The sequence below is a fragment of the Paenibacillus sp. NPDC058177 genome (assembly GCF_042883835.1).
Lineage (GTDB): Bacteria > Bacillota > Bacilli > Paenibacillales > Paenibacillaceae > Paenibacillus_AQ > Paenibacillus_AQ agri.
Map to the genome: position 1 here is coordinate 468,737 of NZ_JBHVVB010000002.1, position 14,098 is coordinate 482,834.

Here is a 14,098-nt window from a genome sequence, read left to right on the forward strand (position 1 = left end):
GTCAGTTCTCCTCCCCTTCCTCCGGCTGACGCCGTTCTTCTTCCGTAAGCTCCAGGAATAACTCAATCAGGCTATCATCCGGCTCGGCTCCTCCAGTCTGCCGCTGATAGAATTTACGAAACAATTCCTGCACGGGCATGCGGGAACGTGACACCTGTTCCAATTCCTGCTCCATTTGTGGATAGACGGGGCGAATATGTACGATTCCTTCCCGTGCCTTACGCAGTCGCTGGATATCGTTCATTGAGAGGGCTTCGTTCAGCCGGATTTCCAGATCAATAAAAGCAGAAGGATCTCTGTCTTCATCCAGCCAGCGGTACACTTCCTCAAGCCCGCCGCTGGATTTCCAGTTCACCAGCGGACGGCCGCACCGCAAATAAATTTCTTCACAGGCAGGCTCCTGACCTGGAGCGACATCAATTAAGGTCACCGATTTGGTCTGTCCCGCTTCGGAAAAGCTATAAGCGAGCGGTGATCCGCTATAGCGGATCATTCCATCGCCCTTGACTCGTTGTGCACGGTGAAGATGGCCAAGAGCTGTGTACTGCGCTCCACAATATAGAGCAGAAGGATCGACCGTATAAGCGCCGCCCACCTGGATTGGCCGCTCAGAGTCGCTTTCTACCCCACCCAGCACATAGATGTGGCTCATAGCCAAATTGACGGTCTCCGGGGTAAACTCCCTCCCTAGCAGATTCATGAGCCTGCCTACTCGAGCGCTATAGGCGAGGCGTAGCTCTGCTTCGCCGCTTTCTCCCGCCAGCAGTTCTCCCAGCCGAGCTTCGGATGGATATGGCAGCGCAGCAATTTTGGCAATTTCCCCGGTGCGTGCCACCTGAACCGTCACCGGATCGGAGGTAGGCAGGCCCACCAGCGTAATCCCTTGTCTGCGCACAAGCGGGGAGACGGAAGAGACACGTTCCGGCTGGTCATGGTTGCCCGCAATAACTACCAGCGGCCGTCCGCCAGCCGTCAGGCGTGCTGCTGCATCATAGAACAGCTGCTCAGCAGCAGCCGGAGGATTCACAGAATCATAGACGTCTCCCGCCATCAATATAAGATCAACATTTTGGCTATCTGCGATCTCCACCAGTTCATCCATGAACTGTTCTTGCTCCCGCTGGCGGCTTCTTCCCTCCAGCGTACGCCCCAAGTGCCAGTCCCCTGTATGCAATATCCGCATCTTCTGTCCTCTTTTCCCGCCTTTCTTCAGATCTGATATAACACCACGAATTTTGTCTATGATGACAATCGCAGCTTTATATCAAACCTGAAAGGCTTGATTAATATAAAACTGGGCTCTCCAGAATCAATAATTACTAATAACAACTTCGTCAATGCAACCAGAACATAAGGCAAAAAGCTCACGCATGGAAACGGGCGGATCGTATAGCCGTTATGTGCACATACAGCCGCTCGCTAGAACATGTAGTGGACCCAGGTGACCCTATTTTCCCAAAAGAAGTAGACTTTACCAGACTCTCTACCCATAGGGCCCCTGAGGTCCGTTATCTTACTGAACGGTGACAGCTATAGGCAATAGAGCCTCTGGGGTCCGTTAATTGACGAAGCAGATACTGATTTGGAGACAGCCCCTCTTATTTGTCTTGTATAACTTACAACACTCATTGCTGCTAGATTTCAAAGCCGCACAGATTGCCCGCCGTCGAAGAAATACAGCCAGATTTCACTGATGCTTTCTCCCAAAATATCATTCAGGGCCTTGCTATACAACTCTAGCTGGAAGCGGTACTTCTCCCTCAGTGTTTCCAGCCCCCCACGATGCTCCAGAACGGAATCCGTCTTGTAATCCAGCAAAATCAGTCTGCCATTCTCACGAAACAGGCAGTCGATAACCCCCTGAATCAGTACCTCTTCACGTTCAAGCAATGGCGTATCCGCTTCTGATGACAGGAGTCCAGAGACGGCTTCATCCAGCGGACCAAGCCCCCGATAAGCCTCATCAGCAGGGACCATATAACTGAACGGTAATTCCCTCCGGTTCCACTCCGATGCCAGCAACCTGCTTCCAAGCTCGGTAGCATAAAACGCTGCAATTTGATCGACATCGATGATTTCAACCTGTTCCGGCGTCAAAATTGCCACCTCTTGCAGCCGGGCCAATGTTTCTTCCACCACAGCCCGAGTCACCGCTGCATCCAATGGAATATGCTGCATCACCGTATGATAGGCCGTTCCCCGTTCAGCAGAGGTAAGGCTCCGCCGCTCCATGAACTTGGGACGCCGCAAGCGCAAACTGTCCCGGTATGGCGAACTAACAACAGCATCTGCTTCACCGCCAGATCTGTTGTGGTCCTCGTACAGATCATAAGATGGCTGTTCTTGCATGGACAGCAGCGTTTTCAGCTCCGTAACCGATGTCTTGGCGGGTATGCGGGAAGCCGCAGCATGTGGATAGGTCCATTTAAGTCTGCCAGCAATCTCGGTTTCCGCCTCTGTCCCCAAAGAAGGAATTGGCTGACCTTCCTGCAATGCCGCAAGCGCCAGCTCACGCTCTGCCCCCGCTTCACCATCCTCATCTTTAGCAGAAAATGCAGCTGAGCTGAGTCCATTGGAATCCATTACATGAATACTCCAGTGGGAGGTATCGCCATGAAGCACTGTGGATACTGTACCTTCCGAGCCGGACAGCTTGCGCAGGATCGCTGCGCCCGGATGGCGGATCAGCGCAGGTCCAACCCAATCGAGATAGCTGCGCCCCCGGGCCAGCAGATGGTCTGCCAACAGCAGTTCCTCCCGGCCTTGCATAGCACTCCAGCCCGCAACTTTGCGCGGCAAGTCGCGAACCGTACCGACCAGAATCATTTTATCCCGCGGACGGGTTAGTCCCACATAGAGTACACGCATTTCTTCAGCCAACAGCTCCAGCCTTGAACGGCGGTTAATCGCTAAATAAGGCAGCGTCGGATAAGTTACCCTTGTCTCCCGATCCACAAAACGCGGACCAAATCCCAGCTCCTTGTGCATCAAAAACCGGGCATGTAAATCCTGGCGGTTAAAGGCCTTGTTCATACCAGCCAGGAAAACAACCGGAAACTCCAGCCCTTTACTCTTGTGAATGGTCATGATTCTGACCCCGCTACCCTCTTCGCCACTGCCGCCCGCGATCCCTAAATCGCCACCATTTTCCCTCAGACGGGAAATATACAACAGGAAACGGAACAATCCGCGTGCCGAAGTATCCTGCTCATACTGAACAGCCCGATCATACAGAGCCTTTAGGTTGTTTTGCCGCTGGGCACCGCCAGGCAGACCGCCAACCCACTCCAAATACCCGCTTTCCCCATAGATGCGCCAGATCAGGTCGCTGAGGCTACCTTGACGGGCGGCCAGTCTCCAGCTCTCCAGTTGATCCAGAAAATGTTTGAGCTTGGCTATAAGCTCCGGAGCCAGGTCAGGAACAGATTGACTTGCAGCTAATTCCTGAATGGTCAACTGACTATCCACACCGTCAACGTGGTCCAGTTCTTCCACGGAAGCCATAGGCTCCACCGGACTGCCGAGAGCGTCCGCAATCTCAGATTGACCTGACCCTGCCAACGGTAGCGCCGTTACGGCAATCTCAGCTTGACCTGACTCTGCCATCGGCAGCACCGTTGCGGCAATCTCAGCTTGACCTGCTATCGGCAGCGTTGCTGCAGCCTGCACAGCTTCATAGAATGTCCCGTGACTGCACAGGCGTACTGCGGACAGCTCTTCTTCACTTAAGCCCACTACAGGCGAGCGTAGAACACCCGCCAGCGGTATATCCTGCCGCGGATTATCCACTACTTTTAATAGCGAGAGCGCAATCTCTACTTCTGTCGCTTCAAAATATCCCTTGTTCTGGTCACCATAAGCAGGGATACCCTCCATCCGAAGCTCCTCAATCATGAGTGGTGTCCAAATTCTCGCTGATCGCAGCAGAATTACAATATCTCCGTATGACACCGGGCGCATCATTTTGAGGCCTTTGTCGTAGATGAGCATTGGCGATCCGCCGCTCATCCCGGTCATCACTGAGATTCTGCGGGCAATAGCCCGTGCTTCCAGCTGCGCTGTCTCACTCTCGATGATCTCGCTCTCCGGCGCTGCTTCCCCGTCGCCAGGCTCTTCTTCCGACTGACTGGCACCTGAAGCACCACGATCAATCAGCAGCAGTTCCGGAGCAAAATACAGATCGGCCTCCTTGCCTTCCGTTCCGGGAAAACCGGCACCATAGACTAATTCGGCCCGCTCATCATAGTTGATCTCCGCCACTGTCGCATTCATGATCTGCCGGAAAATCATATTCACAGCATTAACGACCTCCATCCGGCTGCGGAAATTCCGGGCGAGGTCAATGACCATTCCCCCAGAGTTACTGATCGAAGGATCTCCTCCAGCTCGATCCCCATCTGCCGGATATCCGTCCGCTAACCCTACAGGAGCTCCTCCCGCACTGCTAAAGCTGCGGTATTTCTCCAGGAACAAACCCGGCTCCGCCAAGCGGAACCGATAGATACTTTGCTTCATATCGCCAACCATGAAGCGGTTCCCCGGCGCTTCCCTGGCAATCAAGCGAACAATCTCTTCCTGCACGCTGTTCGTATCCTGGTACTCATCGAGCAGGACTTCATCGAACTGGGCGCGGTATTCCATCGCCGCATCGGAGGGCATGGAGTGGCCCGGCTGCGAGTCTGGGTGACGGAGAATTTGCAGGCAATAATGCTCCAGATCGCTGAAATCTACCAGCCCTTTGCCGGCTTTCTCCAACCGATAGCGCTCACCGAAGGCTATAACCGTCTCTGCCAGTTCCTTCATCAGTGGCGCCGCTTCATGCAGCTCGGCAAGAAAGGATTCCGCTGGACGCCCAAACAGGGCATTCTGAAGTTCGGATAGGGTCTTCTTGACGCTCTCCCGCAGCTCCTTGACCATCTCCTGAAGCCCGGGATCTGTGGCATCCTTCTTGCACGGCTTCAGCTTTCCGAAGCTTACGCCGCGGAACGCCTCATACAGCTCAGCCCAGGGCCGTTCACTTAAAGCGGCCTGCAAGCCTTGCACCATGTCCAGATCTGCCGTAAGATTCTCGGCATATGGAGCAGGTCCTCCCGGCTGCAGAGCTATTTTCCGGCCCTGCAGCAATTGGCTAGCCGCACCGTCCAAGGCTAGTTTCGCCTCTGCGAGGATGCTTTGCACCCATAATGTGTGCCCCAAGCTCTCCGTATCCGGCAGCGAGAAATCTGCTGCCGTATCGCGCAGCCACTGCTCCGGCCACGGATGGCTGCGGGCAAAATCATGCAGCCGCTGGATTAGCGCGTGTACTGCGTCATCCGTGCGTTCGCCGCTGAACCAGTCGGCTAGCGCCACGAACACACTGTCCCCGCCATCTTCCCCGGTCTCGCCATATTTCTCTTCCAGCAGCTCCATCAACAGTTCCTGACGCATCATCTCGGCTTCATGCTCATTCAGAATGCGGAAACCTGGATCAATCGGAATCAATTGATAGTAACGCCGGATTACCTCCAGACAAAAGGAGTGCAGAGTCGTAATAGAAGCTCTTCCGAGCAAAGCTAGCTGGCGGCGCAAATGCTCATTCCCGCTATCTTCCTCCAGAGCACGGTCCAGCGCCTCACGAATCCGCTGCCGCATCTCCGAAGCAGCGGCTTTGGTGAACGTAGCAACCAGTAGCCTGTCTACACTGAAGCCATTCTCTTCCCGGCTGATTTTGCGAATAATCCGTTCGACCAATACTGCCGTTTTTCCGGAACCTGCCGCAGCCGCGACCAGGATATCATCGCCGCTCTCCGCAATGGCGCGCCATTGGTCATCGCTCCAAATGCTGCCTTCGGGCTTATTGTCTATAGCTGGCCTCATATTCACGGCGTCAATCCTCCTTTGCGGGACAGCAGGTCCCAAATATCATCTTTGCCGGGCTTGCCGAGATGGTTATATCCGCTGCCTTCAATAGTCTCATCAAACTGGCACACCGGTTTGAAGGAACAGAATGTGCAAGCCGTCTCCTGTTGAATCCGATAGGGCTGGATGGCCACATCCCCTTCTGTAATCCGGGTGCCAATCTCTGCTATGGTCCCTTTTACAGAGGACAACAACTGACCCCATTGCTCCGGCGTGGCTACAGAAGCACTGCTGTAGAAGCTCCCGTCGCTTTTCACTGCCACCGGAACAATCGCGGAATGTCCCTTATCGAGCGTAGTGTCCATCAAGGATACGACTTCACGGTCAGCCAGCAGCAGCCCCTTCATTTTGAACCGCTTCAGCAGTTCCTGCTCCGCCTGCTCGCGGTTCATGCCGTTGGACGACGAGAGCAGCGGGTCATGGACATGAAAATAAAGCGTGCCTGCCGGGAGTGCCGGCTTGCCCAGCCATTCCTCGGAATAGGTCAACAGCACTTCAAGATAGGTCAGCATTTGTAACGACAGACCGAAATAAACTTCGTGGAGCTTGAGATCCTTCTGGCTGGACTTATAGTCAATTACTCGCAGCAGGATGCCATTCTCCCCTTCCGCCTTATCCACCCGGTCAATCCGCCCGACTACTTCCATCACACAGCCGTTGGGCAGTGTAATCCGCAGGGGAGGCAAATCTTGGCCCGGTCCAAAATCAAGCTCCAGCCCGACCGGCTCAAAGCTGCCCCGGCGGGCATGTTCACCCAGGATTACGGAAGCCCGGCCCACAATACTCTTCAGCTTGCGGTTAATATAACCGTACCGCTTCGTACTGAGAAGAATCTCGCCCTGAAGCAGCGGCGACAGGCGATCCACCGTCTCCCCGGCTTCGCGCCGGCATTCCTCCGGTGTCAGGCTGGCCCAGCCACGGCCCTGTTCTTGCAGCCGCTGCGCCATTTCACTAAGCGCCGCATGGAACAGCTGCCCGATATCCGGGGCCTGGAGCCTGTACATCTGCCGCTCCTTGAGGCGCAAGCCGTACGCGGCAAAATGAGAGAACGCACAAGCCGAGAACTTCTCCATCCGGGATACGCTACCACGCAGCGTGGAACCGCCGTACAGTCTGAGGCTGGTTCCACGCTTCAGTTGAATGCCTTCATTGCGGTAGAACAAGGAGCCCAGCAGCCGCTTCAGGCGAAGCTTCTTCGCTTCCCCTTCTGTACCAGAAGCGAACCAGTTATAGACATCCCACCAGAAAGACGGGATATCGGCACCCTGCCGCCACTGTCTTAGTTGCAACATGAGAATGCGTAGGCTTTGTTCCGGATCCCCGATAAAGTCCATATGCAGAGGTAACACAGCCTGGGCCACTTCATCTGACACCGCAGGCGGACTAACCGGAAGCTGACGTTCTGCCAGTTTGCCCCCGAACATCCGCTGCAAATGACGAATCACTTCAGACGGCAGAAGGGCTTTTCCTTCTTCGTCAGCAGTCGCATAGCTGATCCATAACTTATGGCTCGCTGTTGTGAGCGCATTGTAGATCAGGAAGCGTTCATCAAGCAGCTTGCGGGAAGCCCCCGGAGCAAGCTCCAGTCCGACGCTCTCCAGTATCCCACGTTCTCCCTCGGACAAAATGCCGTCTTCTTTGAATTGTGCCGGAACGACACCCTCATTGAACCCAAGGAGAAAAGCATACTTCACACCCGAAGTACGCGTCCGGTCCATGCTGCCTACCAGAACCTGATCCAGAGCTGGTGGCACCAGCCCCATTTTCAGCTCGGCCAGACCCGTCTCCAGCACACCCGCGAACATCGCAAACTCCATTTTCTCCTGGCCCATCATTTCCACGATCTGATCCAGCAGATCAAGCACCGCACTCCAGATCTGACTGTGCTCACGAGCACTAGCTGTCTTTCCCGACTTCAGCGCCTGGGCGCTTATCTCTTCCAGCTTGCCTGCGGTACCTGCATCCTCAAGAAGAGTGTAGACTGCCCGGCAGAGGTCTTCTCCGCTACGGCTTTTCTTCACCCGTTTCTCAAAATCCCCCAGGGGGCCAACGATGGCTGCTCTACATTTCTCCATCGTGGACAACAATTCTTCGTCTACAGCCCTGCCGCCTTCAAGCGAAAGGCTGGGAATGCCCCTCCAAGGACGTCCGTCCGTCCAGCGATACCCTTGAATACCGCAGGCCAGCACATAATTCTCCAGATTGTCCATGTCTTCGTTAGTCAGGCTACCGTCGTCCGGAAGAAGCAGTCCGGTCTTCACACAGCGAAACACATCTTCATAACGCCAGCGACGTCTCACTACATCCAGCGCGGAGCGAATAAATTCTACCAGCGGGTGATGCAGCTCATTCACCTTCTGATCGAGGAAGAAAGGGATCTTGTAATCGTTGAACAGCGGGGACACCAGCGATTCATAATCGCCGATGTTTCGCATGAATACCGCCATTTCACCGTATTTGGCACCCTCATCCCGTGCCAGTCTGAGCATCTCACGCAAGGCCCCCTCCACTTCAGCCCTGTGTGAGACAGCAGCGCCAATGGTAATGGACTGTACGGCATCCTGTTGGCCTTTCCAGCCCAAGCGGCGGTCATACCCCTGCTCCAGATGGCCGAGCACAGGGCTATCTTTGAAGCGGGGCAACACAGGAGGCGACAGTGGCTCGTCCCAAACCTCAAGCCCAAGTTCCTCAGCCATACCGCGGAGCTTGATATACGTTACTGCAGCTGGATGGAACAGGTCGAGCTCATGCAGCCCCCCGCCGGATGGATAGGACTTGTCCAGCGTAAGCGATATTGTCATGCTGGAGGCGTGCAGCATCAGTTCCCGCAGCACCTTGAATTCCTGAGGGGTAAAACCATGAAAGCCGTCCACCCAAATTTCAGCACCACGGACATAGGATGACAAAGGAATCTGCTCGGCCAGTTCAACCAACCGGTCTTCTTCGTCCATATAGAGCTGTGACATCTCCTGCTCCAGATCGCTAAATACGATATATAAATCCTCCAGCTTGCCTGCCAATATGGGGCTGTTACCGATAGAGTCACGCATACTGGACAATTGCTCATTCAGATCATTAGAACCGATACAGCAGCGCTTCAATTCGGTATGCAGCTGACTCAACCGTTCCACAAAGCCCGGACGGTCCGAGGAGGGTCCAAACAGTTTCAGTTCTTCCTTGCGGCGGCTAATGATTTTATAAATAAGCATCTTCTTGCCTTCTTCACTAATCGGAAGACTTGCGCTGCCTCCCGTTTCCTGCCTTACCCGATAGGCCAGCCGCGAAAAGCTCAGGGTCTGGGCGCGGATGCTGCCCTTGGCACCACCCGTAGTGAGCAGGCCCCGTTCGGCCCCGAAGGACCCCTGCTCTGGGACAAGCACAATGATTGGCGCACCAAGCGGCTCCTGCGCTAGCTGAGAGGATATCGACTCCCGTATTTTAGTTGTCTTACCGCTGCCCGAGCGTCCGGTTAAAAAGGTTATCGACATAAATAAAGACTCCTCCCATGGCAAAACAAAAGTGTAACTCACAGTCACTTACTCGTCCCAACATTATACCATATCCCCCTCCATTCGGAACATACGTTTGGATGATCTTCAAATGTTTTACAAGTGTTCTGTGCAGAACATCGCAGCCTGCTTTCTATGTAAAACGCGCAAAAGCCCGCCGCATCTGGTAGATACGGCGAGCTCTTGTAACAACAAACAAATTATAACCCACACCGTGTGCGGCTCCCGGCGCGCGGTGCGGGGCCCAAGGTGGTGGTCAAACCTCTATGCGGAAGCCGCTGGATTCCTGACGGCTCTACTCCTTATGGGATTATTATGAATCAAAAAGGGAGCAATCCGGGTAAATCCTCATTTTGGTCATCGTCAGCTAGCCACCCCGTCCTGTTCGGACCTGCACCTCGGGAACGAATGGCATATTCTCCGGGCCGAACCCCGAATTTTTTGCGGAATGCGGCTGCAAAGTGGCTGGCATTTCCGTATCCTACCCGGTACGCGGCTTCTGTCACGGTCAGGCTGCCTTGCTCCAGCAAATGACGAGCCTGCTGCATCCGCTGTTCAATCACATAAGCATGTACAGTATAGCCGAACATCTCCTTAAATCCTTTTTTGAGCTTGAATTCATTGAGACAAATGCTCCGGGCCAGTGCTGCCAGTGTCGGCGGCTCGGTATAATCCCGCTGCAAAATCTCCCTTGCCTGCTGCAAGCTGGCCATATCGTCTTTGGAGAGGCGGACAGTTTGCGGAATCCGCTCCGCTTCGTACAACGATTCATTGAGGTAGACGGCGAACAGTTCCAGCATTTTCGCTTCCAAATAGAGTTCCCTAACACCTCCACTATAGGGGCATTCCCAAATTTGTGACAGCACAAGCCGGATGGCAGGCGTAATTCTATTTTTGTTGAAAAACACAGCCTCGTTTCCGGTAAAACGGAGTCGTTCATCCTCGGTCAGCCCGCTCGTCATCCGCTTGAACTGCTCCGGGCTCATATCCATGCTGAGAAAACGATAATTGGCATCCCGCAAATACTGGCAATTCTCAGCCCGTACGCCGCCATACAGCAGAGCACTCTGCCCTGTATCAATGCCAAAGTTATCTCCCTTCAGCGAAGTACCCCATTCAATTCCGTGCCCAAGACAGAACACCAGCTCTGTCCGCGGGGAGTTGAACTCTCCGTTAGCCTGTATGTCTCTGTTAAAAGTAAGGCTGAAGTTAGTCATCTGAATATTACCGCGGGTGAGCAGGCTGCGGCAGGCCCCAACTCCAATCTCTTCCGGGGGCTTAATCTCGAAATGACCTCCATCAAGGCGGTAAGTATGACTGAACCCTTCGCAGGCAAGTGTCTTTTTAGCATCTATTCTTTCATGTCCGTATATATTCGCATAATGTTCCATCCCTTAGCCCCACTTCCTCTTGCTTTGGGTTCATTATATACGTAAATGAGAACTATTATCAATTATATAAAACGAACTTAAGATTCTCACTTAAGCCCCGGTCTTCACTACGATGATTGGAATAACGGGAATGACTCCTGTTATTTTCATTAAAACGGCTCCTTTTCTACAAACAACTGGAAAAACTCCTGTTAATCACCTCATTACTAGCTAATTGAGGGATAAACGAGCTTTTTAACGGGAGAAATTCCCTTTATTTATGACAAATACGGTGAAAGGAACTTTTTAACGGTATATTTTCCTGTTATAAAAGTTCCTCTTAAGCTCGAACGCGGGTTACACAAGATACACCAAGTTACGCCCTCGTATACGAAGGATTTCACCCACCCAGGACGTTAGATTTTTAAGTTCAAACTATATTGCTGTTGAAATCTGTCTAAAGCTTATGCTTTCGATGCCAGCTTTCCTACGAAAAGCTTTCAGGCGGGCGCATTCGCTCCTACAGTTCCAACTCTTCCCTTTCGTTCCTTCTAGCTCTTAGCACACTCCTCCGTGTGAAGTCTCCACACATAAAAATAAGAGTGTCGAAAAGTCCGTAGACATTCTCGACACTCTTTTTCTGCCTACAGGGGCAGCTTCCATTTTCAAGTCAAAGGTCCGATTACCCCTCCAACGTACCTAACAGGAGAATTAATTACTCTTGCTCCGCACCTCAAAGATCGCGAATTTCAGGTAATGCCCTTCATCCACACCGAGAATTTGCGGGTGATCCTTGCCAGCGGCACGCCACTCTACCAGTCTGAGCACTTTACCGGCATCTTTGGCTGCTTCCCCGATGGTTTCCAGGAACAGATCCGGCTGCATGTGATAGGAGCAGCTTGCCGTTACCAGATATCCACCCTCGTTCACCAGCTTCATGCCATGCAAGTTAATGTCCTTATATCCACGGCAAGCTCCTGCTACAGCGCTTCTTGTCTTGGCAAAAGCAGGCGGGTCCAGAATTACCACGTCGAAGGTCCGTCCGCCGCCTGCGGTCATCGGCTTGGCTGTATCCGCCTTGGCCGTCTTGGCGCCGGAAGCATCCTGCCCCGCCCCCGCGGTGGCACGTTCGGAGCGTTCCTCCAGCCCCTTCACCTGATTACGCAAGTATTGGAACGCGTCGTCGACCACGAATTCCACCCGGTCGCTGAATCCATTCAGCTCCACGTTAGTCTTGGCGCTTTCAATAGCATGGGCGGACACGTCAAGACAGGTTACCTTCTTGGCGCCGTATTTGCAGGCATGAAGGGTGAAGCTTCCTGTATGCGAAAAACATTCTAATACTGTAGCCCCGTCCCAGTATGGGAAAGTTACTTTCTTGCCGCTTTTGTTAACCGGCAGCACCTGACGAGAGCCATCCTCAGCATCAACTTCCTGCAGCGTGATGCCGCTGCGTTCCCCCCAGCCTGTCATTAGCGGGGCAATGGAGGCCCGGTTCTCGCGCTGGTCGAAGAAGTAGCCCGTTTTCTGGCCTTCCACGATATCTACGATCAGCTTCAGGCCATTCTCGGTAACCGTCACATGACGGGGACATTCCCCGTAAAGAAGCCCGGTTACCTGCTCCAGCCCTTCAAGCTCGCGAACGCTTACGTCGCTGCGCTCATAAATTCCGCGCGGTGCCATCACCTGCACCAGCGCCTCTACAATCTCTGCCCGCCGCTTGTCCATGCCCAGCGTCAGCAGTTGCACGACCAGAACGTCCCCGAACCGGTCCACAATCAGTCCCGGCAGAAAATCGGCTTCGCCATAGACTAACCGGTATGCGTCTGCGCCGGGAAGGAAGCGATTCCGGTGCCGCAGGCAGTTCGTAAACCGCTCCACGAAGAATGCTTTGTCCATCTCTTCCAGATGCTGGTGGGAGACCACCCGAACCCGGATCTGCGAAGCGGGGTTATAGTATCCTGATGCCAGAAACCGGCCCTGATGATTCATAATATCGACCAAGCTGCCAGCTTGTGGCTCTCCTTCCACCGAGGCCACTTCACTGCCGTATACCCATGGATGGCCCTGCTCTAGTCTTTTTTTACGGCTGCGTTCCAAAATTACTGATGCCAATGACTTCAACTCCTTGATCTTATCGTTTTATACATGTCCACTGCGCTACTTTCATATATTGGTGTACAACCCCAGTCAAAGGAGCATGTTGTTATGATCCGTGATCTGTTGTTCCCTGTCATATATGGTCTTGTCATTTTTCTAACCGGTATGAAGCTGATGGAGAAGTCCTTGTCCCGGCTGGCCGGTCCGCTGCTGAAGGCCGGCCTGAATAAAGCAACGGCTACACCGTTAAAAGGCATGATAGCCAGTAGTCTGCTGTCCGCCCTGCTGCAGAGCAGCACCGCCGTCACCGTGCTGACGATCGGTATGGTGAATGCCGGGCTGCTCACCTATGCCCGCACACTGGGCATTATTCTCGGCAGCAACATCGGCACCTCCCTGACTACAGAACTGATCGGACTGCAGATCAGCTCTTATTCTTCGCCACTGTTGGCCGTCTCGCTCAGCCTGTGGGGGGCTGCGGTTATCATGGGCGAGCTGTCGTCCAACCATCCTGCAGCGTCATCACTCCGGCGGTTATCCACGCCGCTCCAATACATTAGCCTGGCTATCACCGGTTTCTCGCTCGTCCTATGGGGCATCAAAGTCATGCAGTCTATTGGCCCAGCACTGCAGGAGAACGGCTTGTATTGGTGGTTCCTGGATCATGCGGCCACAAGCGCCCTGTGGGGCATCGTTGCCGGCGCCTGCCTGACCGCGCTTGTACACAGCAGCGCTGCTGTCATTGGCATGGCCATCGGCGTTGCCACCTCAGGGGCCTTGCCAACTGAGGTGGGGATTGCCATTGTGCTAGGCGCGAATGTCGGCACATGCGTCACAGCCGTGATCGCATCCATCGGCGGTTCCATTGCCGGAACCTTCGTTGCCTGGACGAATGTGGCACTCAACGTAGGCGGTGCACTGCTGTTCCTGCCGCTCATCGGCCCGCTGCAGAGTCTTTCCGCCTGGATTGGCGGGGGCTCTGGCGCACAGATTGCACACGCCCAGACTATTTTCAACATCGTCTGCTCGGCACTTGTTCTGCCACTGTGCTACCTGCAGTTATGGTCCAGGCTGGAGACCCGGTTCCAGTCCTAACAAGCAGTACCATGACATACACTTTACCGGCACTTCTGCTGTCGCTGTACTATTATACTTCAATTGGGCCTTTTCATCTAATACAAAGAAGAAAAATGCATGTTACCAAAAAAGAACTGCAAAGGC

6 protein-coding genes are annotated in these 14,098 nt (G+C 53.8%); 1 reads left to right on the forward strand and 5 read right to left on the reverse strand.

Going from position 1 to position 14,098, the window contains the following annotated elements:
* Position 1 precedes the first annotated feature (1 nt).
* The 5 genes from ACFVU8_RS12200 to ACFVU8_RS12220 all read right to left on the reverse strand — a co-directional run bounded on the left by ACFVU8_RS12200 (position 2) and on the right by ACFVU8_RS12220 (position 12,892).
* A complete protein-coding gene (locus ACFVU8_RS12200; RefSeq protein ID WP_387427567.1) occupies positions 2-1,183 on the reverse strand; it encodes an exonuclease SbcCD subunit D in 1,182 nt (393 codons plus the stop codon).
* Between the two features lie 458 nt (positions 1,184-1,641).
* Complete coding sequence (locus ACFVU8_RS12205; RefSeq protein ID WP_387428011.1) at positions 1,642-5,856, reverse strand: UvrD-helicase domain-containing protein; 4,215 nt, start codon at positions 5,854-5,856, stop codon at positions 1,642-1,644.
* 2 nt (positions 5,857-5,858) lie between these two features.
* Positions 5,859-9,386 carry a helicase-exonuclease AddAB subunit AddB gene (gene addB / locus ACFVU8_RS12210; RefSeq protein WP_387427569.1) on the reverse strand — a complete coding sequence of 1,176 codons (3,528 nt, stop codon included), beginning with the start codon at positions 9,384-9,386 and terminating at the stop codon, positions 5,859-5,861.
* 341 nt (positions 9,387-9,727) lie between these two features.
* Positions 9,728-10,798: a helix-turn-helix transcriptional regulator gene (locus ACFVU8_RS12215; protein ID WP_387427570.1), complete on the reverse strand. Its 1,071-nt coding sequence runs from the start codon at positions 10,796-10,798 to the stop codon at positions 9,728-9,730.
* Between the two features lie 690 nt (positions 10,799-11,488).
* Entirely contained in the window at positions 11,489-12,892 is a 1,404-nt protein-coding gene (locus ACFVU8_RS12220) for a class I SAM-dependent rRNA methyltransferase (RefSeq protein WP_387427572.1), read from the reverse strand.
* Positions 12,893-12,985: 93 nt separating this feature from the next.
* Between ACFVU8_RS12220 and ACFVU8_RS12225 the strand changes: the two genes are divergently transcribed.
* On the forward strand, positions 12,986-13,972 hold the full coding sequence (locus ACFVU8_RS12225) for a Na/Pi cotransporter family protein (protein WP_387427574.1): 987 nt from the start codon (positions 12,986-12,988) through the stop codon (positions 13,970-13,972).
* Positions 13,973-14,098: the final 126 nt, after the last annotated feature.